The 24647-nt window shown below is 61.5% G+C and carries 21 protein-coding genes; 6 read left to right on the top strand and 15 right to left on the bottom strand.

Annotation, left to right across the window (positions count from 1 at the left end):
• Nucleotide 1: 1 nt before the first annotated feature.
• Nucleotides 2–826, bottom strand: a complete 825-nt coding sequence (locus tag I5L03_RS03990; protein ID WP_197920405.1) for a CPBP family intramembrane glutamic endopeptidase — start codon at nucleotides 824–826, stop codon at nucleotides 2–4.
• Between the two features lie 425 nt (nucleotides 827–1251).
• On the opposite strand from I5L03_RS03990, the gene rplK reads away from it, so the two are divergent.
• From rplK to I5L03_RS04005, 3 genes are all read left to right on the top strand, one after another.
• Complete coding sequence (gene rplK, locus I5L03_RS03995) at nucleotides 1252–1683, top strand: 50S ribosomal protein L11 (RefSeq protein ID WP_197920406.1); 432 nt, start codon at nucleotides 1252–1254, stop codon at nucleotides 1681–1683.
• Between the two features lie 4 nt (nucleotides 1684–1687).
• Nucleotides 1688–2377 (top strand): 50S ribosomal protein L1, encoded by a 690-nt coding sequence (rplA, locus tag I5L03_RS04000; RefSeq protein ID WP_197920407.1) that lies wholly within the window; start codon nucleotides 1688–1690, stop codon nucleotides 2375–2377.
• A 147-nt stretch (nucleotides 2378–2524) separates the two neighbouring features.
• On the top strand, nucleotides 2525–2728 hold the full coding sequence (locus tag I5L03_RS04005) for a hypothetical protein (RefSeq protein ID WP_197920751.1): 204 nt from the start codon (nucleotides 2525–2527) through the stop codon (nucleotides 2726–2728).
• A 40-nt stretch (nucleotides 2729–2768) separates the two neighbouring features.
• On the opposite strand, the gene I5L03_RS04010 is transcribed toward I5L03_RS04005, so the two are convergent.
• The 4 genes from I5L03_RS04010 to folD form a co-directional block, all read right to left on the bottom strand.
• Entirely contained in the window at nucleotides 2769–5675 is a 2907-nt protein-coding gene (locus I5L03_RS04010) for a DUF2339 domain-containing protein (RefSeq protein ID WP_197920408.1), read from the bottom strand.
• A 62-nt stretch (nucleotides 5676–5737) separates the two neighbouring features.
• Complete coding sequence (locus I5L03_RS04015; protein ID WP_197920409.1) at nucleotides 5738–6502, bottom strand: competence/damage-inducible protein A; 765 nt, start codon at nucleotides 6500–6502, stop codon at nucleotides 5738–5740.
• Between the two features lie 12 nt (nucleotides 6503–6514).
• Nucleotides 6515–8044 carry a flavin-containing monooxygenase gene (locus I5L03_RS04020; RefSeq protein WP_197920410.1) on the bottom strand — a complete coding sequence of 510 codons (1530 nt, stop codon included), beginning with the start codon at nucleotides 8042–8044 and terminating at the stop codon, nucleotides 6515–6517.
• 39 nt (nucleotides 8045–8083) lie between these two features.
• Nucleotides 8084–9022, bottom strand: a complete 939-nt coding sequence (folD, locus tag I5L03_RS04025) for a bifunctional methylenetetrahydrofolate dehydrogenase/methenyltetrahydrofolate cyclohydrolase FolD (protein ID WP_197920411.1) — start codon at nucleotides 9020–9022, stop codon at nucleotides 8084–8086.
• 245 nt (nucleotides 9023–9267) lie between these two features.
• Between folD and I5L03_RS04030 the strand changes: the two genes are divergently transcribed.
• The 3 genes from I5L03_RS04030 to I5L03_RS04040 all read left to right on the top strand — a co-directional run bounded on the left by I5L03_RS04030 (nucleotide 9268) and on the right by I5L03_RS04040 (nucleotide 12933).
• The gene (locus tag I5L03_RS04030) at nucleotides 9268–9876 is read left to right on the top strand and encodes an alpha/beta fold hydrolase (protein ID WP_197920412.1); all 609 of its coding nucleotides are present in this window, start codon (nucleotides 9268–9270) and stop codon (nucleotides 9874–9876) included.
• A gap of 56 nt (nucleotides 9877–9932) precedes the next feature.
• Nucleotides 9933–10751 carry a hypothetical protein gene (locus I5L03_RS04035; protein WP_197920413.1) on the top strand — a complete coding sequence of 273 codons (819 nt, stop codon included), beginning with the start codon at nucleotides 9933–9935 and terminating at the stop codon, nucleotides 10749–10751.
• A gap of 100 nt (nucleotides 10752–10851) precedes the next feature.
• Nucleotides 10852–12933: a TonB-dependent receptor plug domain-containing protein gene (locus I5L03_RS04040; protein ID WP_234035011.1), complete on the top strand. Its 2082-nt coding sequence runs from the start codon at nucleotides 10852–10854 to the stop codon at nucleotides 12931–12933.
• A 6-nt stretch (nucleotides 12934–12939) separates the two neighbouring features.
• On the opposite strand, the gene I5L03_RS04045 is transcribed toward I5L03_RS04040, so the two are convergent.
• From I5L03_RS04045 to I5L03_RS04090, 10 genes are all read right to left on the bottom strand, one after another.
• Nucleotides 12940–14436, bottom strand: a complete 1497-nt coding sequence (locus tag I5L03_RS04045; protein ID WP_197920414.1) for a Ppx/GppA family phosphatase — start codon at nucleotides 14434–14436, stop codon at nucleotides 12940–12942.
• The gene (locus I5L03_RS04050) at nucleotides 14433–16607 is read right to left on the bottom strand and encodes an RNA degradosome polyphosphate kinase (protein WP_407647599.1); all 2175 of its coding nucleotides are present in this window, start codon (nucleotides 16605–16607) and stop codon (nucleotides 14433–14435) included. The genes I5L03_RS04045 and I5L03_RS04050 overlap by 4 nt, the downstream gene beginning before the upstream one ends.
• A 67-nt stretch (nucleotides 16608–16674) precedes the next feature.
• Entirely contained in the window at nucleotides 16675–17709 is a 1035-nt protein-coding gene (gene virB11 / locus I5L03_RS04055) for a P-type DNA transfer ATPase VirB11 (protein WP_197920416.1), read from the bottom strand.
• A 14-nt stretch (nucleotides 17710–17723) separates the two neighbouring features.
• A complete protein-coding gene (locus tag I5L03_RS04060; protein ID WP_325100073.1) occupies nucleotides 17724–18857 on the bottom strand; it encodes a TrbI/VirB10 family protein in 1134 nt (377 codons plus the stop codon).
• Between the two features lie 32 nt (nucleotides 18858–18889).
• The gene (locus I5L03_RS04065; RefSeq protein WP_197920417.1) at nucleotides 18890–19690 is read right to left on the bottom strand and encodes a TrbG/VirB9 family P-type conjugative transfer protein; all 801 of its coding nucleotides are present in this window, start codon (nucleotides 19688–19690) and stop codon (nucleotides 18890–18892) included.
• On the bottom strand, nucleotides 19690–20895 hold the full coding sequence (locus I5L03_RS04070; protein WP_325100074.1) for a type IV secretion system protein: 1206 nt from the start codon (nucleotides 20893–20895) through the stop codon (nucleotides 19690–19692). Before I5L03_RS04070 ends, I5L03_RS04065 begins: the two co-directional genes overlap by 1 nt.
• Entirely contained in the window at nucleotides 20892–23315 is a 2424-nt protein-coding gene (locus I5L03_RS04075; RefSeq protein WP_197920418.1) for a VirB4 family type IV secretion/conjugal transfer ATPase, read from the bottom strand. The genes I5L03_RS04070 and I5L03_RS04075 overlap by 4 nt, the downstream gene beginning before the upstream one ends.
• A gap of 25 nt (nucleotides 23316–23340) precedes the next feature.
• Nucleotides 23341–23622 carry a type IV secretion system protein VirB3 gene (locus I5L03_RS04080; protein ID WP_197920419.1) on the bottom strand — a complete coding sequence of 94 codons (282 nt, stop codon included), beginning with the start codon at nucleotides 23620–23622 and terminating at the stop codon, nucleotides 23341–23343.
• Between the two features lie 13 nt (nucleotides 23623–23635).
• Entirely contained in the window at nucleotides 23636–23941 is a 306-nt protein-coding gene (locus I5L03_RS04085; RefSeq protein WP_197920420.1) for a TrbC/VirB2 family protein, read from the bottom strand.
• A gap of 2 nt (nucleotides 23942–23943) precedes the next feature.
• Nucleotides 23944–24585 (bottom strand): lytic transglycosylase domain-containing protein, encoded by a 642-nt coding sequence (locus tag I5L03_RS04090; RefSeq protein ID WP_197920421.1) that lies wholly within the window; start codon nucleotides 24583–24585, stop codon nucleotides 23944–23946.
• Nucleotides 24586–24647 lie beyond the last annotated feature (62 nt).

Below are 24647 nucleotides of genomic sequence, written 5' to 3' on the forward strand. Positions count from 1 at the left end.
CTTAGACAGCAAACCATCCCATGGCGTCTGCGTAAAACAGGGCCATGGCGATGGTGTCTACGGCGGCATGGGCAATGATGCAGGCCCACAGATTGCCCTTTTGCTGCATGCGCAGCCAGCCGAGGAACAGGCCGACCGTGCCCGTTACCACCACTCCGCCCCAGCCTTGATAAGCGTGCGGCAGGCCGAACAGGACGGCCTGGATGACGATCACCAGCCATGGTTTGCCGCGCAGCCCAGATACGCGGGCGAGGCGATCCATCAGGAACCCGCGATAGAGCAATTCTTCGCCCGTGCCCGCCGCCAGCCATGCCACGCCCACGACCCATAGTGCGAACATCATCGGGCTTTCGATGACCATATTGAGCACCAGGCTGGCATCGGGCATGCCGAGGCCGATCGCCTCGACGGCCGCGCCGACAAGGCCGAAAATCAGGAAAATCACGGCGGTCGCCACCGCCGCCAAGGCCAGCGTTTTGCCCCAGCCGCTCGGCGGCGCGGTAAGCGTCCATGCCTCTAAGACGCGACCCTCGCGCCGCAGCCACAGGAATGCGACGATTAGCCCGAGCGTCATGCCCACGACCACGGTCGACCATGTGACGAAAGAGCTTAGCTCCGGTTCACCTTCGGCTCCGCTTGCAGCATATTCGAAAAGCGACGGAAGCGCGGGCAGGGCGCTGCCGAAGAAGTAGACAAAGCCGACCGTTATGATTTGGGCGAGAAGCAGGCCCCAGCCGATGGTTTCGAGCGAAGGTGGGGGGAACGTCCTCCGGCTGCGCGCTGTCACGTCTCTGCGATCGTCAAAAACATCTGCCGGATTTGTCATTTCGCGCCCTTTCCCCTGTGCTTCGCCGCATTTTGCGCGGGACGAGGCCTAAGGCAAGCTGCTCGGCGCGCTTTCCTACAGAAGTCAGATATGATCCGACGGGCGCATGACCTTGGTATTTTGCCTCGAACCATCATCCTCGCCGAAGGCTTTGCAATCCGCAGAAATGCGCCATTTCTGCCGCGCCGGATTTTCCGCTTTGGACACTGTCACACCTGTCACACCCCGCGCTTCGCCACCCGGCCAAGCCGAGGGCGAATCGCTTGCATTTGCCGCCAGAAGCGCTAAGTGCGCGCTCTCTCGTTCACAGTATCGGGAAACCCGTGCGGGAGGCTCGCCCCGGCAAGCCGTTCGACCGCTTAACATGATCCTTCGTTAGGCTCAGGACAGGGCCGCGAGGGAGACAGTGAGAAAAGGAGGCCATCATGGCCAAGAAGATCGAAGGTTACATCAACCTTCAGGTGCCCGCTGGCACCGCCAACCCGTCGCCGCCCATCGGCCCTGCGCTGGGCCAGCGCGGCGTGAACATCATGGAATTCTGCAAGGCCTTCAACGCCGCTACGCAGGACATGGAAAAAGGCGCGCCGATCCCCACGAAGATCACCGTCTATGCCGACCGCAGCTTCACCTTCGTCACGAAGACGCCGCCCGCTAGCTACATGATCAAGAAGGCGATGAAGATCAAATCGGGTTCAAAAGAGCCCGGCAAGGACATCATCGGCTCGATCAAGACCAGCCAGCTGGCCGAGATCGCCGAAGCCAAGATGGCTGATCTGAACGCCAACGACATCGATCAGGCAACCAAGATCATCGCCGGTTCCGCCCGCTCGATGGGCATCGAAGTGGTGGAGGGCTGATACCATGGCACAGACAAAGAAGCAGCAGAAGGTCGCAGAACTCGACCGTGAGAAGCTCTACACTGTAGACGAAGCCATCGCGACGCTGCGTGAGCACAAGGCCAATTTCGACGAGACCGTCGAAGTCGCCATGAACCTGGGCGTCGATCCGCGCCATGCAGACCAGATGGTCCGCGGCATGGTCTCGCTGCCGGGTGGCACGGGCAAGGACGTGAAAGTCGCCGTGTTCGCCCGCGGTGACAATGCCGAGAAGGCTACCGCCGCAGGTGCTGACAAGGTTGGCGCCGAAGACCTGATGGAGGACATGCAGAACGGCAATCTCGATTATGACCGCGTGATCGCCACGCCGGACATGATGGGCGTTGTCGGCCGCCTCGGTAAGGTGCTGGGCCCCAAGGGCCTGATGCCGAACCCGAAGCTGGGCACCGTCACCCCGAATGTGGAACAGGCCGTGAAGGACGCCAAGGGCGGCCAGGTCGAATTCCGCGTCGAGAAGATGGGCATCATCCACTCCGGCATCGGCAAGCTCTCCTTCAAGGATGAAGACCTGAAGAAGAACTTCACCGCTCTGACGCAGGCCATCGTGAAAGCGAAGCCATCGGGCGCGAAGGGCAAATATGTCAAGAAGGTCTCCCTGACCTCGACTATGGGCCCCGGCCTGAAGGTCGATCTGGCCGAGATCGAAGGCGCGTAAGCTTCAGGCGCTACACAAATCGCTTCCCTACAGGGTTGGGAAAGCCGACTGAAAGGGCCGTGGGAGCGATTCCACGGCCCTTTTGCCGTAGAACGCTCTCGGAAAGATCAGGCGCGCCATGCGTTGAGTGGTGTGAAAGGACGTATCATGAATAAGACCCTTATCACCATTATCGCGATTGCCGCGTTCGTCACCGGCCTCGCGTTGTGGACCGACACACGCATTGCAGCAGGCGCAGGCGCGCTGGCCCTGCTCGGCGTGATTATCTACGGCTATATCAGCAATAAGCGCGCAAGCGACGCAACCTATCGTAAAGCGGAGCGCAACGCGCGTGAAATGCGCAAATCATAAATACCGTTGATGCAGCGCGGGCGGATGAACGCTCGCGCTGCTAACTTTCCGCCGGATCAGCGTTCCGACCGGTCAATTGCTTGGAATAGAACCAGCCGATCCCGATCAGGCTGAAGCCAAGGGCGATAAAGCTGACGACCCGCAACAAGTCCTCCAGCCCTGCCGTATCGAGCAAAAACACCTTCAACACCGCAAGCACCATCAGCACGAGCGATCCAATGCGCCAGCGCCGCTGATCCTTGCGTGACCCCCACAACAAGAAGCCTATTGCCAGCACGATGCCTGTGAGTGATCGGAGCAAGTCCTCGGTCTGGCTCATCGACGTCGAGATTAGAACACTGCCCGAAAAGGCATGGCGAAGTTCGCTCAGCGCCCAAAGCAGAATAAGCCCCATGATCGCAGCATCGCCCAATTGCCGCACCCGCATCCGCATGGCTCCCTCGCTCTGACAAGACAGCCACCAAGTGCCGAAACCGGCGACCAGATAGGCGGGCGCAAGCCAATTCAAGATCGGCAGCACACCGACCGCCTGCTCACTCCACAGCGGATTGTGCAGGATCAAGGTGAACCAGGCGAAATGCGCGAGGCCGGCGATAAGCAAGCCGATGCCAAGCATGCGTGAGACTGCAGCAAATCGTAGCATCGCTATGCCAGAGCCAATCAGGAGGATCTGCCAAAGCGTCCGCTCTGCCAGTCCCAATTGGGTGAAGGTGTCCAAACCGTCGATGCTGAAAAGCTGCTTCCAAAGCGAATGCACCACCACCGTGGCGCTGAATGCCGCCAATATGGCGAACGCCCGTTCCAGCTTTGGCCGGCCGGCAATACGCCATGTGGCGAAAATGCAGGCTCCGGCAAAAGGCAGAACGTACAGCAGCGCTTCATCCGTCTCGAGCACGTCCGATGCAAAAATCGGCATGCCGCCCGCCGCGCTCAGAGCGTGCACAGCCCACTCGCCCATGCGGAACAGGCCCCACAGGAAAGCGAGGCCGAGTGACGTGGCCCAGAGTCCCGTTCGCATGGGCAAGAACCAGAGCGCGGCAGTCGCTGCTATTGCGCAGCTCCATGCGAGGAGCTCGGCAGGCACAAATTGCGAAAGCGCGACGTAAGCGATCGCGATGAATATGGCCTCGGCGATCCGCAGGGGAACACCCCGCCAATCGATAAAAGCGAGCGCCGCGAAGGGCAGGGCGGCGGCGCTCCACCGCGCGATTGCTTGCAGCAGATCGCGCTCACCATAGGGATCGCCAACTGCATAAGAGAGCTCGCGCCCGGTCGCGCCAGTCCCGATCAGCGTGAAGAGCGCAAGCGCCGCGAAGCCCCAAGCTGTCCCTGCGAGAGGAACGTCGTGCCGTCGTCTTAGCAGCTCGACAATCACCAGCGCTATCGCAGCAGCGCCGATGACTTCGGACCATTCGGGCAGCAGCGCATGTGTGGCGCCATAAGTTAGAATGGCAACGGCAGCGACGGGAAGCGCAATCAGCCGGGACAGCGTGCTGTCCTTCATCCAGAGACGCCCCGCGCCGAGCGCCACGACAGCGGCGAGCAGGATCAGCGTCGTCGCCAGCCAAGGCTGGAAAGCGTCGGTAAACGGAATCGCAAAGCGCGCGTGGTTCGCCCAGCCTAGGCCCACTGCGCCAAGGCTCAACTGCGCAAGCTCCAGAGGCGTCGCGTGGTTTCGCCAAACCAGCATCAGCGGCAGGCCAAGGCCGATCAGCGCCAGCACCTGCGTGACCCGGGCGAATTCGGCAGGCGGCGCATCGGGCCAGATGAAGAGCAGCACCACGCCGAGGCCGAGAGCCATCGCATTGGCAACGCGCAGGCGATTCTCGCCCCAACTGAGTATCGCGAGCGCTGCGGCCAGCAGCAGATAAAGGCCCCATGTCAGTATGGAAAACTCCGCCAACGCCACCAGCGCGGCGAGTTGCACGGTCGCAATTGTACCCGCCACGATCCGCATGAAGGGCAGCTCCGTCTCGCGCCCCAGGATCAGGGGCAACGCGGCGCCAAGGGCCAGCAGATACAGACCGATTGCCAATTGGTCGCTTGGCTCGGAGGATTGACCCAGCAGCATCAGCACGCCCCAGCCAAATCCGCCTGCCAGCGCAGATGCACCGAGCCAGCGATAGCCGAGCCGCCGCGCCGTCAACGCAAGGCCTGCGGTAAGCAGAGCGAGATAGAAAGCGAGGACAGGCAGATTGGCATCTTCGCTCGCCACCAGCATGGGTGTTGCAAACCCGCCGACCAGGCCAAGCACGGCTGTCGGCAAGCCAAAGCGGAACGACAGCGCCAATGCGCCCGCCGTCACAAGTGCAAGTCCGCCAAACGCCACGCCCGGACCAATCAAGCCATATTGCGCACCGGCAAGATAGAAGGCGGCGTAGAGTGTGGCGATTCCAGCGCCTGCCAACGCTTGCCGCACGCGCGAATCGTTTACTCGCTCCTCAAAACGATAAGCAGCCTCTGCTCCGGCAAGCAGCAGCAAACCGAACACGAAGCTCAGCGCAACGCGCACCTGCGGGCCGAGTAGACCCGCTTCGATTGAATAGCGAACGAGAAAAATGCCGCCGACAGCCAGCGCGATGCCGCCCGCCCAGATCGGCAGTTTTCGACCCAAAATGTCCTCGAAATCGATCTTGGGCAGGTTGAAATCGAAATTGCTCGGCTTCCGCCAGGAAGCGACAGGGTCGGGATCTGCCTCGCGCTCGACCGGTGGTGGCAGTTCTTCACTGATCGGTGCTTCAAGCGGCGCGCTGCGTGTAATCGTCCCGCGAGGTTCTTCGGGCGCAATCGTTCTCGGCTCCTCCAGCTTTTGCGGCTCGTCAATCAGTTCGGGAAGGTCGGAATAATCGAATCGCTCGATCCGCTGCATCCGCGCTTCGAGTGCTTGCAGACGCGTGAACATGATCGCGACGATCACGCTTAGCCCGATTATGATCAGCCATTCCATGATGCTGCGACCCCCGAGGCCGCGAGATTAGCGCCGCCTTACCGCTTCACAAGACAAAAGCGTCAGATGCCGCCGGGGGTGAAATCGAAGCCCTCTTCGCCGAGCGCTTCGCACAGAGTTTGAACTGCGCTTTCAAGCACTTCCTTGCTGGTGGAGCGGATTACGAAATTCGCCCCCACCCGGCCTTCGCGGAAGAAGGGATAGCTGCCGATCTGGCAATCATCGTGCCCGTCCTCGACCGCGCGCAGGATATCGGCGATTTCGCTTTCCTGCGCCCAGCAACCGATGGTTTCGGAAATGAGCGGCCTGCCGCCTTCAAGCTGCCCGGTAAGACCCTCCAGCATCTGCGCGGTAATATTGGGCACGCCGGCCATCAGGAAGATATTGCCATGGCGAATCCCGGGAGCGCCCGAGATGCGGTTCTTGATGAGCTGCGCGCCGTCAGGAACGCGCGCCATGCGCAATCGCGCTTCGTTCAACCCGCCGGGCTTGCTGGCATAGTAGGCTGCGAGCATGTCGCGCGCTTCGGGATGGATCACAACTTCGACGCCAAGCGCCCTCGCCACAGCATCCACCGTGATGTCATCATGCGTCGGGCCGATGCCGCCGGTGGTGAAAAGGTAGTCATGCGATTGGCGCAGAGCGTTGACCGCGCCGCCAATGGCATCGAGATCATCCGGCACCACGCGCACTTCATTCAGGCGAATGCCCTGCAGCTGTAGCCAGCTGGCGACCTGGGCAATGTTCCTGTCCTGCGTGCGCCCGGACAGGATTTCATCGCCGATAACGATCAGCGCCGCTGTCCAGATCTTGTCCGATGCCGTCATGAAAGCGCGCGGTTATTCGGCGGCGATGGCAGAGTGATCGGCCTCGCCCTGATTGGCCGCCTCCGGCTGAGTAGCGCTGCTTGCGGCCTCGACCTTGTAAAAGCGCAGCACGCCGTCACGCACCGGGCGCTGGCGGAAATCGCGCACATCGGCGAGATATTCGTGCTTTAGCGACCACGGTCGATCCTTGCCGACCTTTGGCATCAGATTGCGCGCGCGCTGCAAATAACCGGAAGAATAATCCCACGGCTCGACCGTTTCGGGCTCATCTTCGGGCGCAAGTTCAGGCACGGCCACATTGGCGCCTGCCGCCGCCATGTCATTCAGCACATCGCAGGCATATTGCGCGTTGCAATCGGCACGCAGCGTCCAGCTGGCATTGAGATAGCCGAAAACGAAGCTGAGGTTCGGCATGTTGGAGAACATCGTGCCGCGGTAGAAATAGTGGTCCGTGAAATCGACCGGCTCGCCATCTTTGCTGACCTGGACCTTGCCCGCCAGTGCAAGCTTCAGCCCGGTAGCGGTGATGACGATATCCGCAGGCAGGTAGTCGCCCGATTTCAGCTTGACGCCCGATGCATCGAAGCCTGCAATATGGTCGGTGACGATTTGCGCCTTTCCGCTGCGCATCGCCTTGTAAAGATCACCATCGGGGATCAGGCACAGGCGCTGCTCCCACGGATTATAGGGCGGCTCAAAATGCTTCGGATCATACAGTTCGCCCAGACTGTCCCGCTGCATGCCGCGCAGCTTGTCTGCCAGCTTTTGCGGGTTACGGCGCGAGAGGCTGAAGATGTAGGCGCGAAAGAGGATATTCTTGTGGCGCGTCATCCAATAGGCGACTTTTTCCGGGAACCAGCGGCGGAAACGGTGATCCCACTTGTCGCGGCGCGGCCCCTTGCCCATCCATGTGGGTGTGCGCTGAAGCATGGTGACGCTTTCGGCATCCTCGGCCATTGATGGCACCAGCGTGACGGCAGTTGCACCCGAGCCGATAACGACGACTTTCTTGCCGCTGTAATCGAGATCTTCGGGCCAAAATTGCGGGTGGATGACCTGCCCGCCAAACTTGTCCATCTCGGGGATCTGCGCATCATGCGGATTGTCGTAATCGTAATATCCGCTGCCGAAATAGAGCCAGCTCGCCGTGAGCGTGCTTTCCTTGCCATCCTTGTCGCGGCTGGTGATTGTCCAGCGCGCAGTGTCGCTGTCCCAATCGGCGCTCAGCACAGTCTCGCCGAAACGCATGTGCTCACGAATGCCGCGCTCATCCACGACGCGGTCGAGATATTCGAGGATCGCCGGGCCATCGGCAATCGCATCGTCATGTTTCCACGGCTCGAAACTGAAGCCAAGCGTGTGCATGTCCGAATCCGAGCGTACGCCGGGATAGCGGAACAAATCCCAAGTGCCGCCAAGCTGATCGCGGCGATCGAGGATGACGAAGTCGCGATCCGGGCAGTGCATCTTCATATGGCCAGCCATGGAAATGCCGGACAGGCCTGCTCCGATAATCAGGACGTCAGTGTCGGGCTTGCTCATGCGCTGTTCCAATTCTTGCGTGTCATTCCGGGCGGCCGCCTAGTTCGGCAGGCTGCCTGATGCTGTAAATGTATGATGCCCGCTATCCCGGTCAATGTCACTATTGACATCGGTGTTCACACCGTAGGCGGCACGTGCGGCCTTCACCGTGTTGGACAAAAGGCAGGCAATCGTCATCGGGCCGACGCCGCCGGGTACGGGCGTGACGGCTTTCGCGTGCTGCACTTCGTCGAAGGCGACATCGCCCACCAGCTTGGTCTTGCCATCCTCGCCCGGAACGCGGGTAATTCCGACATCGATGATGACAGCGCCTTCCTTCACCCAGAAGCCGCGCACCAGACGCGGCGCGCCCGCTGCCGCCACGATGATATCTGCCTTGCGCACGATGTCAGGCAAGCCGTGGGTGTGGATATGCGTGACCGTAACGGTCGCCTCTTCCTCCAGCAGCAGGTTCGCGACCGGCTTGCCGACGATATTGGACTTGCCGATCACCACCACATCCTTGCCCGTCAGATCATCGATCACCGTATGGATCAGTTTCATGATGCCGAGCGGCGTGCAGGGCACGATGCCGCCCGTGCCGGTCGAGAGGCGGCCGACATTCACCGGGTGGAAGCCGTCGACGTCTTTCTCAGGCACGATGGCCCCCAATACTTTGCCTGTGTCGATATGCTCAGGCAGCGGGACCTGGCACAGTATACCGTGCACTTCGGGATCGACATTGAGGCGCGCGATCAGGGTCAGCAGCGCTTCCTGCGTGATCGTATCGGGAAGGCGGTGCTCGCTTGAGCGGATGCCAACGCGCTCACACGCCTCGATCTTGCGGCGGACATACACTTCGCTTGCCGGATCATTTCCAACAAGGATCACGGTCAGGCCTGGCGCAGGGTGGCCGGCAGCGACCAGCGCATCCACGTCTGCCTTGGTCTGCTCGTCGAGTTGGCCGGCAATTGCGCGTCCGTCTATGATATCTGCCATCGGCGTAATCCTGCTTTTGCCATTCTCTGGCGAGCGCTGCGTACGCTCTTCTCTATAGGAGGTGTGGACGCGATTGGCACCCCTGCGGCGCACGATCACTGGCTTTCGTCCGCTTTTTCCGACACATTTTGGGGGAGGGCCCTGCCTCAAACGAAAAGGAATCTTCGATGCTCGTCTTCTGCCCAGGCCTCTTATGCGATTCGCGGGTTTTTGCGCCGCAAAAAGCGGCTTTTCCGGACGCGCTTTTGATCGATGGCTTTGGCATAGCAGATTCGCTGGGGCAGATGGCGCGGCATGTGCTGGCGCTGGCGGATGAGCGCGGTGAAACGCAATTGCAGCTCTTCGGCCATTCGATGGGCGGGCGGGTCGCTGCCGAGGTTCTGCGCATCGCGCCAGACCGGGTAACGCATTTGGCTCTCGTTTCGAGCGGTCTCAGCCCCGCGATGCCGGGTGAAGCTGAGAAACGCGAGTCGATGCAACGCTTCGGTTATGAGAAAGGATATGAGGCGCTTGTGGACCGGTGGATGGGAATCCTCTTGTCAGAAGATGAAACAGGCGCGCCCTATGCCGATAATTTTCGTGCCATGTGCATCGCGCAAGGCCAGGCCGTATTCGACGCGCATAACAGGGCGTTGCTCGCCCGCCCGCCATTCGCCGAACTGCTAAGCGCGTTCACTGGCCCCGTGCTGAGCATGACGGGCGAGCATGATCGCATGGCACCACCTGCCGAGCATGAAGCGATTGCAGAGCACGCGCCAGTTTCCGCATTGCTGGTGATCGAAGGCGCGGCACATCTGATTACCCTCCAGCGCGCGGAAGAGGTCAATACCGCCATCGCGCGCTGGCTGGCGTAAAGCGGCTCAGTTCTTTTGCTTGCAAGACAGCGTCTTGCTGCGGCACAAGCTTTGCCATGTTGAAGCGGATCGCCATTCTCATCGCCGCCTTGCTGGCATTCCCGGCGCAGGCTCTTGCCAATGATCTGGAAGGTGCCTGGGCGCTGAAGATTGACGACGCGATAATCTTCATTTTCGAGCTCGATCAGGCCGAAGACGGAGCATGGAGTGGTAGCTGGACAAGGCCTGCCGAATTCGGAACCAATGGCGCCGTCTTTGGGCGGATAAGCGGATCGACCACCCTTCAGGCCGTTGGCGGAGCCGAACGCGACGGCGCCGTCCGGTTGGTCTTCCGTGAGCGAGGACAATCAAACGTCTTCCAGTTCGAACAGACCGGCGAGCACCAGGTGCGCATGACCTATGTCGATACGCCGCTCGAGCCATTCCCGCTGATCCGCGTTGCCCCGGGCTCGGCGATCGGCCCTTTCGAAGAGGGCCGGATTTACGATCGCGACAATGCGGTGACCGAGGAGCCGTATGTCGACATCGTGCCAGATGCAGAAGAAGCGAGCGAACAGCCTGAAGAGATGACCGAACGCGATGGCCTGAGCGATGATTTTCTCACCGATCTCGATGAGGCACGAGCTTCGGAAGAAACGGATGCAGCCATTGAGAGCGCATCCTCCGAAGAAGTGGCCGAGGAGCGCGCTTGCGAAGACCTGCGGGGGGACACTCCGCCAACTGCCGCTGAACTCGACGCCTTGTGGGGCGATGATTACGAAGCGATTGGCAGCGGCCTCGATATCCGGGAATATACGCTCAGTAATGGCGACACCGCTCGCGTGACGATCTTGGGTGAACGCATTTACGTCAATCGTTGCGGCGCTGAGGATTGATCCGCCTTGAGTATGAAGCAGGAACGCCCGTAGCTGTCACGTTTTGGTTGTGCGGCGGCCCGCGCCCTGACAATTTCCCCACTCGTCTGGAAGATCCATCATGAAACGCCTGCTGCTCACCAGCTCCGCCGCCATGCTGACTGCCCTTCCGGCGTCGGCGCAGGACCATGCGCAAGAGCGCGATGATCCGTGTCGCTTTACTCCGGGAGAGAGAGCTAATCTCCAAAACTGCGAACCCGTCAGCGTTACGGACACGACAATCGTGGTCCTCGGCGAAGGCTTGCCGGAGACGCCAGCCGCACCTGCATATTCGACCATTACGATAGATCGCGACGCGCTCATCTCGACAGGCAGTGGGCGCCTTGAAGACGCGCTGTCCAATGTCGCGGGCTTCCAGCAATTCCGCCGGTCGGACAGCCGCGCCGCCAATCCCAGCGCACAGGGCGCGACGCTTCGCGCGCTTGGCGGTAATGCCACAAGCCGCGCGCTCATCCTGCTCGACGGCGTTCCGATTTCCGATCCCTTCTTCGGCTATATTCCATTCAGCTCGATCGGCCCTGAACAGCTCAGCTCAGTGCGTGTCACGCGCGGCGGCGGTTCCGGCCCGTTCGGCGCGGGTGCACTTGCAGGCACGATTCGCTTGCAGAGCGCGGGGGCAGATGCGCTTGGCCTGTTCAATGTAAGCGCGCTGGTCAATCATCGGGGCGACACTGAGTTATCTGCGAGCCTGGCGCCGGAAGTCGGCGATGGGTTTGCGGTGATCAACGGGCGCTGGGATCGCGGCGATGGCTTCTTCACTACGCCTGAAGACCAACGTGTTCCGGCATCGAGCAGGGCCAATTTCGATTCCTGGTCGCTTGGCGGGCGTATCGTGCAGCCACTGGGTGATAACCTCGAGGTGCAGGCCCGCGTGCTGGCATTCGAGGACAATCGCACGCTGCGCTTTGAAGGTGCGGACAATTCTTCGGAGGGGCAGGACATCGCCCTGCGGTTGGTCAGCCGGGGCGATTGGGAAGTCGATGTGCTTGGCTATGCGCAATGGCGCAATTTCACCAATGTCGTTATCTCGTCGACGCGTTTTGTGCGCGTGCTCGACCAGAAAGACACGCCCGCGACGGGCCTAGGCGGCAGGATTGAAATTCGACCCCCAGTGGGCGGCGGACACACGTTGCGCTTCGGAGCCGACTATCGCCGCAGCGATGGTGAACTCTTCGAAGATTCCTTCTCCGCGTTTACCGGTGCATTGCGCGAAAACCGCTTTGCTGGCGGCGTAAACACCGATCTGGGGTTGTTCGTCGAGGATGACTGGGAAATCGGCGATCTTCTCCTGACAGGCGGCGTGCGCGCAGATCGATACACAATCAATGATGGCTTCTACCGCGCGATTGCGGCGGACGGGACAGTGGTGCGCGATGATGTATTTGCCGATCGGGCGGACTGGGAAGTCACCTGGCGTGCCGGCGCGCTTTATCCGCTGAGCGATGCGGTTGAAGTGCGCGGGGCCGTTTATTCAGGTTTCCGCCTGCCCACTCTCAACGAACTCTATAGGCCTTTTGTTGTGTTTCCCGTGGTCACGCAGGCGAATGAGAATCTTGAGCCGGAGCGGCTCGAGGGCTGGGAGTTGGGCGTTGACATCTTCCCGGCTGCGGGCGCCGCACTATCGGCCACTTTCTTCGATAATCAGGTGGAAGGCGCAATTGCCAATGTCACGCTGGAGCCGAATTTGCGCCAGCGCCGCAATCTCGATGCGATAGACGCTCAAGGTCTGGAATTCGCGGCAAGTATCGAGCGCGGACCTTTCAGCTTAAACGGCACACTGGTCTACACCGATGCGGAAGTTGTCGGCACGGGCTCGGCAGCAAATCTCGACGGCAACCGCCCGCCGCAAACGCCCGAATTCTCAGCCAGCGTCACGGCGGCCTATGCCTTTATGGATGACGGCCGGATTTCCGCCACTCTGCGCCATGTCGGATCGCAATTCGAAGGCGATCAGGAAAACGATGTGCTGCCCGCCGCGACCCCGATCGACCTGTTTGCGCAGGTGCCTATCGTGGATCGGCTGTCCTTCACGGCCCGCGCAGAAAACTTGCTTGATGAGGGAATCGTCACCCGCAACCAAGGCGACAGCATCGATCTCGGCATTCCGCGCACAGTGTGGGTCGGGCTGCGCTGGGGCTTTTAGGCTGAGCTAGCTCAAGCCCACTGTCATGCGATGATCGAGTTCCAGCCACTCGGCCAGATTGGCGAGCTCCGATTCCACAGTATCGGCCATCAGATAGGCGCGGCTTTCATCGAAACGCAGAACGAGCGTATCGTCTTCCCGCCGCAATGCGCTGCCGGTGAGTGAAATGCGCGTGCCGGCACCGATCTTGCGACAGAGGCGATTGGCGAGGCCCCAAGCGGAGGCGCGATGGAGCTGCTTTTCGCTCGCCATCCGTGTGTACTCGTCCACGATCTTAGGCGAGCCGCAGCTTGCGCGCAGGCACTGGGCGATCATGGCACGGCCCGTATGGTCGAGCCCCAGCCAGCGTTTCTCAAGCGCCCAATCCACCGAATGGGCGAGGCGCAGGTTCGGCTCGATCCGCGCCGCGGCCTGTGTGAGCAAAGTCGCAGCCAAGCGGATCCGCTCGCTGCCGCGGTTGCGTCCGTCGACAGCTTCTGCGGTCCAGGCTGCAGTGAGGGTGGCATTGGTTATATCCGCTCCGCGCGGAGTGGTGAAATGCGTGACAGCCGACAGCAGCGGATCCTGCTTGCGGGCGACCGTGCTCAACTGTTCGAACAGCAAACCTTCGCGAATGCCCCAGGCGGAAATGACCAGTGCCTCCGGCTGCAGTTCTGCAATGATGACGCGCAGCATGGCGGCAGCATCGGGCAAACCGGAAGCGCGGCTGGACGAAATGCCGGAAATGGATGTGAGGTCATCGGGATTGGCTTCTGACAATTCGGCGGCAGTCGCATCCGCCTCTTGCGGAGACATGCAGAACGCCTGCGGATCGGTCAGCGGGTAATCCTGCTTGTGCATGGCGTAGCTCGCGAGCGCGCGCCACGTTCCTCCGACGAGGTAGAGATTGCCGTCCTGCTCTTTCGCCCACTTGGCATCGGCAAGATGCGCTGTGATTGCTTCATCGAAGCTGGCACCGCCGTCGGCCCTCAGCGCGGGCAGACGCAAAGTGCCGAGCGGTAGGCTGATGCCATCGTGACAGGCAGCGTCTTCAACCGCGACAAGTTCAAGACTGCCGCCGCCCATGTCGGCCACAATTCCGCGAGCGCCCGGGAACGCGCCAATAACACCAAAGGCAGAGGTCGTCGCTTCTTCCACGCCGGACAGGACGCGGGGATGAATGCCGAGCGCGCGGACTTTCGCGATAAACTCCGGGCCATTCTCGGCTTCGCGCGCGGCGGCAGTTGCCACAGCCGCCACATCCGTGACGCCCAGATCGTCGATTATGGCGGCGAAGCGTTCGAGACCAGATAGCGCCAGATCCTCCGCTTCTTGCGGTATTAGACCAGTGGCGGTCAGATCACGGCCAAGCCGCGCGGTGACTTTTTCATTAAGCCAGACATTGGAGGCACGCGGCGGGCCGGAATAGATGACAAGCCGTACGGTATTGGAACCGATGTCGATCACGGCCCGGTCTGGCCGCTCAATCATCACTTTGCCCCGCTTCGCCGCTACGCCGTTCATTGTGTCTCTTTGCGCAGAGTGAGCTTGGGTACGCCGCCCTGTTTCAGGGCTTCGCCGCGCCCGCTTAAGGATGGGTTGGTCATGAAGTATTCGTGGCAGTTGAAGCCCTCTGTATCGTGCTCCACCCGCTCGTAATCCCCCGTCTCACCATCGAGGAGCCAGCTTTGCTGGGTATCGAGCAAATTGGCGAGCAGCACCTGGTCGAGGACCTGATCGTGTACGGTGGGATTGATGATTGGCACAAGGGCTTCAACCCGTCGATGCAGATTGCGTTCCATCAGGTCCGCGCTGGAAATGAACACCTTGGCCTTGTCACCCGGCATCGGCTCGCCATTGCCGAAGGCGTATATACGGCTGTGTTCAAGGAAACGGCCGATAATGGATTTGACCGAGATATTCTCGGAAAGGCCGGGTACGCCCGGGCGCAGGCAACAGATTCCGCGCACAATCAGCACCACATCGACGCCCGCCTGGCTCGCTTCATAAAGCTTGTCGATCATCGCCTGTTCGGTGAGCGAATTCATCTTCATCCAGATGGTCGCAGGTCTGCCTTCGCGCGCCAGGGCGATCTCATTGTCGATATTCGCCATTATCGTATCGTCCAGCGTCAGTGGACTGATTGCGAGGCGCTCCATCCTTTGCGGTTCGACATAGCCGGTGACGAAATTGAAAAGTTTCGCCGCATCCCGGCTGAGCGCGGGATCAGCGGTGAAATAGGACAGATCGGTGTAAATGCGCGCGGTGACAGGGTGATAATTGCCGGTGCCGAAATGGCAGTAGGTGCGGACGCCTTCGTCTTCCTTGCGCACCACCATGCTTACTTTGGCGTGGGTCTTCATGTCGATGAAACCGTAGATGACCTGAACGCCGGCACGTTCCAGCTCGCCTGCCCATTTGAGGTTTTGCTCCTCATCGAAACGGGCTTTCAGTTCGACCACGGCGGTGACGGATTTGCCGGCCTCCGCGGCTTCGATCAGCGCGTTGATCAGGGTCGGCTGGTTGCCTGCGCGATACAGCGTCTGCTTGATCGAGACCACTTTGGGATCGGCAGCTGCCTGACGCAGGAAATCGACCACCACTTCGAAACTTTCATAGGGGTGGTGGATGATGATGTCTTTCGCTCCGATAGCGGCGAACAGGTCTCCGTCATGTTGCAGCACGCGTTCTGGATAGCGCGGCGAATAACTGGGGAACTTAAGATCAGGCCGCTCTTCCTCGACCACCTCGGACAGGCCGGAAATGCCCAGCATGCCTTCGGTGGTGGCAATGGCCGCTTGGCTCAAGCCAAGCTTCTCGCGCAGCAATTCCTCGGCTTCGGGATCGAAGCTCTCATCGATTTCAAGCATGATGACCTGCCCGCGGCGGCGGCGCTGGATGGCGCTGCGGAACAGGCGCACCAGATCCTCGGCATCTTCCTCGATTTCGATGTCGCTATCCCGCAGCACGCGGAACACACCGTCGCCTAGCACTTCGAAACCGGGGAACAGTAAATCGGCGTAGCGGCAGACGAGCCGCTCTATGGCTACGTAAATCGCTTCATCGCCCGGTATGCGGATGAAGCGGGGCAGGGCGCTGGGGATCAGCACCATTTCGATGAGCTTGCTGCCGGTGCCCTGGCGCTTCAGATTGAATAGTGCGCCGATTCCGCCATTCGCCACGAAAGGGAAGGGATGCGCCGGATCGAGCGCCTGCGGCGTGATGACCGGCATGATGTGATCGAGGAAATAGGCGCGCAGCCAGCTTTCCGCTTCATCGTCGATCCGGTCTTCGCCGGTAATATGGATGCCTTCTTCTTCAAGCAGCGGCCTCAGGGTCGCGAGAGCTTGTTGCTGCGCCTGCTCCAGCTCATCCACCCGCGAATTGATGGCGCTCAATTGCTGGCGCGGCGTGCGGCCATCGATGCTGGTCTCCGAAACGCCGCTGCGCACCTGACCAATCAGGCCGGCAACGCGGATCATCATGAATTCATCGAGATTGCTGCCGGAAATCGACAGGAAGCGCAGCCGTTCCAGCAGCGGGTAGGCTTCGTTATTGGCTTCTTCGAGCACGCGATCGTTGAACGCGAGCCATGACAATTCGCGATTGAAATAGCGATCTTCCGCGCTCATCGGCGCGCCGATTGTCTCGCCATCATTGGCAGCGGTGGGGGGCAGGTTCGGATCGCTCGCCATGCGTGTCATGTGGCGCGTCTATCGCCGCTACGCAAGACAGCAGCGCGCCGAGTCACATTTCGCCGCGTCAGGCCCAGCTGTCCGCCAATTTGTGCGCTTCGGCAATCGCACTGATCCCGCGTTTGCCATTGGTGCGATCAAGCTGCACGATCACATCGATGACACTCGCGGCGTAGGCGATCGTGTCCGAGCGGGTGAGGCCGATGCCGGTCTGCATGACCATCAGGCTTAACTGCTCCAGTGCGCCGCGCAGGGAGTTCGCGTGAATAGTCGAGAAGCTGCCCGGGTGGCCGGTGTTGATGGCTCGCAGGAAGCTGACGCTTTCTGCACCGCGCAGCTCGCCTAATACGATCCGGTCAGGCCGCAAGCGCAGGGCCGATTGCAACAGCTCATTAGCCGTGACTTTCGCTTCGCCAAGCTCGCCTTTGACGGCCACCAGGCCAACACCATTGGCACCCGGTATTTTGAGTTCAGGCGTATCCTCCACCAGCACGACGCGCTCGTCGCGGGGAATTTCAGCCAGCATGGCGTTGAGGAAGGTTGTCTTGCCGGTGCTGGTGCCGCCCGAAATCAGGATCGTCTTGCGCGCCTTGATGGCAGCGCGGAGGAAAGCGATCGGCTCGGCCTGGGCATCGGGCAGTTCTGGCTGCTGGGGCGGTGCGAGCGCGCCTGCGTCATAAGCGTCCAATGTCAGGTCGAGCCTGCGGTGACGCCGGATAGCCATGGCCCAATGCTTGCGCGTGGCAGGCGGCCCGCAAAACTGGATGCGCGCGCCATCCGGCAGCGTCGCGCCGAGCAGGGGATGCTCGCGGTTGATACCTTGGTGGCTGATCCGCGCGACCTGCTCGGCGAGGCGCTGCACCAGCTTGTCGTCAATCGCGGCAAGCTCAATTCCCTGCATCGGACCCGGCACAGCGGCGTCCTCCACCCACATCTCGCCCGGCTTGTTGACGAGAATTTCGGTGACCGTGTCTCGCTCCAGCCATTGGCGAAACGGCGCGAGATATGCATCGAGATAGACCGAGCCGCCCGCAGCGAGCGGCTTGTCGGAAACCGGCGTAACGCCCGCCTCCTGGCCCAGATCGTAGACTTCTGCGCTCATCGTTGTCTCGATCCTCAACGAACCGCCGGCGCGCTGCCGAAATCAAGATCACGCGCGGTGTAAACGCGGATCGGCTCACCCATGCGCACCCGGATGGTCGGCGGGCGCTGGCCGTCCTGCTGCAAAGCGGTGCTGGCCGCGCTCTGGCCGCCGCCGAGCACAACCGAGGCACCGCCACTAGCTACGGTGGTCAGCCCGCCAATGACCGACAGCAACATGGCCGAGCCAAAGCGGCTGAAGAAGTGGTTGTCGACATCGCCCTGCAGACCTGCAGTGCCATCGAACGCGGTCGCCGGGCTACGCAGCTGCACCGACACGCCATCGGGGCGGATCACCCGCTCCCAGATCACGTAAGCGCGGCGCTGGCCTGCCTGCAGGCCGGACTGGTATTGGCCGACGAGGCGGCTTGAGCGCGGGATCAGTACGCGTGCGCCGTCATGGCTGCGCACGTCCTGGCTCACCACCGCGCGAACATATCCCGGCACGTCTGTATTGATCGCGGTTTCGAGGATCGCGGGGATCATCGTTCCCTGCGTCACCGTGGTGGCCGGATTGAAATCCTGTGTCGCGCTTGCCGGTCCGCCACCGACCCCTCCGATGCGTGCGGCAAATTCACCCGCGCCGCCTGCGCCCGGAACGGTGCCGGTGTCAGATGCGGGAGGCACCGCCGCGCCTGTAGCTGTGGCAGCGCCGCTCGCCGTGGGAGCTGCGGTTCCGTCGAAAACCAGTGCGGGGGAATTGTAGGGATTGCCAGCAGGAGCAGGTGATCGCGCCACTCCCACACCGGGCGCGGGCGCCAGAACGGCGCCTTGGGCAGCGACTGGCGCTGGCACTTCAGCCGAAACAGCATTGGCGCTCGGCAAGCCGTCGGCTGGCGATACGCCGACCGCTACTGGCGGCGGCGCTGCAACGCCCGCTTCCTCTGCGGTCTGCGCATTCTGGTCTTCAAGGCGGCTTGAACTCAAGCCCCAAAGGACAGCCGCGCCCAAAATTCCGACAAAGCCGATACCCGCTGCCAGACCCAGCGCATCCGAGCGCGGGTTGCGATTGGCGACAACGGGATAACCCGTCCGGCTCGCCAGATCGATGACTGCGGTGTCCATCGCTTCGCGCGGATCGGTGTCGGCTCCGGTTCCTTTTTCAGGCATTCGCATGGCGAGTTTCATGGCGTCATTTCCCTTCAATCCCGATCCGCATCGGCGCGTGCGGTGCCGTCCGCGAGGAAAGCACCCGCAATGCCGAAATTGACAAGGCGCGCTTCGTCATCACCTGATCGCAGGATTATTTCGCCAGGCACCAGGTCGAGCACGATCGTGTCTCCGCGCACGGCGTAATTGACGGGGCCTTCGTTTCCGTCCCGATCCATCAGCAGAATTGCGGGCAACGCGCGGTCTTCCGGCCAGTTCAAGAAGGTGGCGCGGCCATTGTCGTAAATTTCTTCAGGGACAAGCGCGGCAGTGCCGGTGCTCGACCACTGGAAGTTGAGGTCAGCCGGATCCAGTACAGCGAGATCGTCATTGGCAGCAGCCATTTCGAGAGAATTGGCTTCTGGGAGCGGCGTCATCGCCATGCCCGTCTCGTCGTCGGGCACCAATTCCTCAGGATAGGTAAAAGTGAGGATGTAGAGCGGCGTGCGATTGCCCGGATTGGCGACCAGATCGAACAAATAGGTGTGGCGATTGGTCACCACCGTCATATTGGTCGCGGCGCGCGGTTCCAGCGGTTTGACGAACAGCAAATTGGCGCTGCGGCTGGGCGTCACCTGCCATGTCGCGGAATTGCCGACCGCAACATTTTCGATCCGCTCGCCTTCGCCGAACTGGATCGTCGTCTGCACATTGGTGCGGCCTTCGATGCGCACGACCTGCGTCGGATCGTAAAGCCGCTCCAACAGGCGCGGATCCTGCGCATGGGCGGCAGGCGCCGCGAGGGTGGTGAAGGCCAGAGCTGCTGCAATGCTGCAAGACAGGGCGCGTAACATCAGATTTTCTCCGTGGAGCGATTGGGCGCGGATTTGAAGCGGCTGCCGATGCCGCGGGCGCGCGAAGGGGCTGAGCTGGCGGGGCCATCGCTAGAGCCGGATGGGCCGCCCGAAATGATGCGCGTTTCCCGCACGCTAGTGCTGCTTGATCCGGGATCATTGGCAGGCAGCGGAACGGTCGACGCGACACGAATGGCGCGGCGCGAAGGGGCTCCGGTATCGCCAGCGCGGTCCTGCGCCCGGGTGCTGGCAATCGCGGCAGAGATCGCCTGCGGTGTGCTCGCAGCCGCAGCAACATTCGCAGCGCGGTCGGCAACTCGCTCGGGATTGGCGAAGCCAAACACAGTCCAGCCGGACACCATGGTCGAAAGCACTTTGAGCACCATGAACATCAGCGCCAGATGCACCGCGCCAATCATGAAGAAAGCCATGGCTGGCCGCACGTCGATTTCGCCGGGTGTGGTCGCGAGGCTGGACAGGACGGGCACCGCCAGTTCCAGCATCAGCGATCCGCCGAGCACCGCGAAGAGCGGGGCGAGCGCCATCAGAACAACGGCTTTCAGCCAACCGGTGAACAGGCCGCGCGTGCTTTCGAACAGGGCTGTCAGGATGAAAATCGGGCCGAGACCCATCAGAATAGCGAGCGCGATCTTGGTTGTCGCCAGCACGCCGACCGTGCCAAGCAGCAACATGGTTCCGCCCGACCAGAGCAGGCCCGGTGGCGAAAAGATGGAAGTGTTCGCATCCATCGCATCGCCGCCCGATGCTTCCATCAGCGCGAGCATCACCGCATCCAGCTTGTCGGCGAAAATCGTGGTGGCGGAGCCATCGGTCCCCATCAGCGCGGTGGCGATCGAGTCCGGGCCCCATACGAACAGGTTGTAGAAGAAAATCTGGAAAATGAACCAGCTGGTGGCGAAGGTCACCACGGCAACCAGCGTCACCATTTTTGGCGTCAGCGAAGCAACGCCGATGCGGGTGCGGCCGGTGATGAGCGCATAGCCCAGCAGCGCCACGAAAATGGTCAGGACAGCGGTGAGCGTCGGGCCGAGGAAGCCGCCTTCGGTGAAGAGGTTGTTGAACGTCGCTTCGCTCATGGCATTGGCAGCGCAATCGACGCCGCGCAAAGACGCGCCGATACCGGCGCCGACCTCTTCCATCTGGCGCTGGCATGCCGCCGTCACACTGCCAAGGGTGGAGCTCACTCGGCCGCCTCCCTCTTGTCGGGACTATCAGGGCCGGGCCACGGCGTGTTGGTGAGCTCGGGATACCATTGTGCAGGCGCGTCACCAAGATTGCCGCGCAGGTGGTCGAGCCGCCGCACGCTGCTTTCGCGGCCCGAAAGAATGGTCAGCACTTCAGGTGCATTTGACAAGTCGAGCCGCACCACAACGCTCGCATCGGGCTGGCGGACAAGGAAGCAGCGGCTATGGGCAGGCAAGGTGCGGATGAGGGCCAGTTCGTGCTCGGTCAGGCCGAAACCGTCGCAATAATCCTCGGCCCGCGCCTTGGCATTGGGCATGAACAGCATCGTCGCAGTCTGTTCGACCAGCGCGGTCGAAATCTTACTGTCGAGAGCATCGCGCGCGCTCTGTGTCGCAAAGCCGACCAGCGCGTTGCGCTTCCGCAGGGTCTTGAGCCAATCGCGGATACGCGCGGCGAAGACTTCATCGTCGAGCGCCTTCCAGCCTTCATCGATCAGGATTATCGTCGGCTGCCCGTCGAGCCGTTCATCGATGCGATGGAACAGGTACATCATGACCGGGGTGCGCAGCTTGGGATTTTCCAGCAGCGCAGTCATGTCGAAGCCCATGACGCGGGTTTCGAGATCGAGATTGTCGGTCGCGTTGTCGAAGAGCCAGCCATGCTCGCCATCGTCAATCCAGGCGGAGAGGCGGTCTGCCAGATCGCCCGGTTCGGGGCGGCGGCTGCCCGAGACCAGTTCCTTGAAATGCCTGAGGCGGCGCAGCGAGCTGTCATTGGCATAAGCCGCATCGACCGCAGCCGCGATTGTCGCGCTTTCTTCCGGGCCCTGTGCGTTGAGCAGGACGGAAAGCCAATCGCGCAGGAAGCCGCGATTGACCGGCGTATCGGGCAGGGCGAGCGGATTGAAGCCCGTCGGCTGTCCCGAAGAAATGCGATCGTAATTGCCGCCGATGCCGCGAATGAACAGCTCCGCACCGCGATCCTTGTCAAACAGGACTGTGCGGGGGCGGAATTTCTGCGCCTGCGCGGCGAGGAAATTCATCACCACGGTCTTGCCCGAACCCGACGGGCCGATGACGGAGAAATTGCCTAGGTCGCCATCGTGGAAATTGAAGAAAAACGGCGTTGAGCTGGTCGTCTGCAAAAGGGTGACGGCATCGCCCCAGTGATTTCCTTCCGCCTGCCCCAACGCAAAGCCGTGGAAGCTTCCGAAGCTCGCCATGTTGGCCGTCGATATCATCGCGCGGCGCACGAGGTATTGCTCATTACCGGGGAACTGGCCCCAGAAGGCGGGCTCCAGATTGGTGTCTTCACGCACGGCAATCGCGCCCGTATCGGCGAGGCTTGCAGCGATAGACGCAGTTGCATCGTCAAGCCGCGCGAGGTCACGCTCCCGCACGAGGACGGAGAGGTGATGATCGCCAAAGGCCACGCTGCCAGCGCCCAGCTCATCGCGCGCGGCCAGCATATCTCCACGCTCGGCCTGCGCTTCTTCATCGGCGCTCCGAAGGCGGCGAATGGCGAGGTCGATCCGTTCGCGCGCGCTCTGGCGCTCCTGCGGCGCGAAGGTTTCGGTCACCACCATTTCATGTGGCAGGCGCAGCATGGCATCGAGTAGGCCGGGGCTGGTCGCGTCGGGGTAATCTTTCAGGCTGAGGATCGAGGCAAAGTCGACACCGCCCGCACCGCGCAGCTCCATGGCATCGAGGCCGAAGCTCGCGCGGCGATAGGGGAGCATGTCGCCGATATCGGCTTCCGGATCGGGGCGGCGCACCGGGCGCATTTCGCCATTGTAGAGCGCGGAAAGCAGCTCCAGCAGCTCATTATGCGTGTGGCCGGAATTGCCCGTATAATCGCCCAGCGGCTGCGCATCATATTCGCCGAGGCTGGCTGCGAGAGACTGGACCGCGCCGCGCAGGGAGCGCAGATCTTTGACGTCAATCTCTTCAGCTTCCGTCGGCGTGCGGCGGAAGAATTTGCTCACCCGCTCAACCAGGCCTGCCTTGCCGCGCGCAGGACGGCGGACCAGAGTGATGAACTGATCGTTCACGAAGAGCGAGCCTGAAGTCAGCCTTTGCCGCCAGCGCTGATCGATATGCGCGGAAAGCGGATCGGGGAATTCTGCGTCGAGTTCCACGCTCACCCGGCGGCGGATGACGTGGTGATACATGATAAAGCGCGCATCCAGATTGCTGCGCAGCATCACTTCGCGCGTCGCGGCATGGGCGTTGAGCGCTTCTGTATCTTCGGTTTCGAACAGCAGGCCCGGAACCTGCAGCGCCGCTATCAGCGACCCATCGCGCAGAAGCATGACACCGGGTTCGACCAGCTGCGCATAGGGCAGGCGATCGCCGGCATGCGCTTCCTTGGCGCTCCACGCGGCGGCTCCCAGCCAGTTTTTGGGCCCAGTGCCCGTCATGTCTCTGCTCCCATCCGCATTATCATCACGCGGCGTATGAGTTGCAGCCCCAGCGTTTGTAATTCTTTACGCGGGGGCATTTGCTGACCTTAGTGATCCACAGGTCGAAAAAGCGCGGCTCTCTTAAACAAGCAAAATAGCCGATGGCATGCATGATGAAGGGGATGGGCAGGATCCACCAGCTTTTGAGGATCAGGAAGGCCTCCACCGTTACCAATGCATTGATGATGAAGTAATTATAGGTCACCCCGGCAAACATTTGCGGGCGGGTCAGCGCGCGGTGAACGGGGTAACGGACAAGCTGCATGATCTCTCTCGCGTCAGGCGGCAGCCGACTGGATTCCGGCAACAATCGATGCCGCGCCGAAAATGATGAATACGCCAACGATCACGGTCGCGCCGAAACGCCAGTTGACCCGGCCTGTCAGCATCATGAAGCCGACTGCAGCAACGGCCATCACCGCAACCGTGGTGGCCAGCGTGCCGAGCAGCGTGCCCTGCATCCACTGGGCGGCATTGTTGATCGGATCGGAACCCGCCGGGTCTTGCGCATAAGCGGTAGCAGGCAGCGACATCACGGTCAGGAAGGCAGCCAGTCGGGTAAAAAAGCGAGCGAGCAATTGCATTGTTATTCAGAACTCCGGGAATGGTCAGATAGGCGGCCCATAATGGCCGCCACATAGTTTTGTGTCTCACGAATATTCGGAACGCGGCCTGAACGCGCAACGCGCGCGGGGCCTGCATTATAGGCGGCAAGGGCAAGTTCGAGATCACCGTCGAAACGATCGAGCTGCTGGCGCAGGTAACGCGCGCCGCCTTCAAGATTGGCGAAGGGATCGTCCGGATCGACCCCAAGCTCACGCGCCGTCCCAGGCATCAGCTGGGCAAGACCGCGCGCTCCTGCCGGAGAAATCGCGTTCTCGCGCCAACGGCTTTCCTGCCACACGAGTGCCTCCAGCAGTGCCGGGCTGAGATCGTATTGCGCGGCCAGAGCGGCGATGGTGGCGGTGTAGGTTGCGGGAACGCCTGCGGCATGTTGCTGCGTATCGGCAATCGCGCTGTCCGGCACGGCTGTGGCGATCTCTAAGGGCACGTCCGCCACGGGCGTGGCAGGAATGGCAGCCGGGTTCACATATTGCCCCTGCGCCGCGCCATCGACCCAGCGCGCATCGCCGTCGCCGCCGATTTCCAGCACTTGTGCCTGCGCGGAAGGCGCAGTCAGCACGGCCAGCACACTCGCGGCCATTAAGGTGGCAAAACGCAGAATCATCAAATCCCTCGGGTCCGTACGGCCAATGCTTACAACAAATGACACAGACGTGACAGTCTTCG

It is taken from the genome of Aurantiacibacter sediminis (genome assembly GCF_016019885.1).
Lineage (GTDB): Bacteria > Pseudomonadota > Alphaproteobacteria > Sphingomonadales > Sphingomonadaceae > Alteraurantiacibacter > Alteraurantiacibacter sediminis.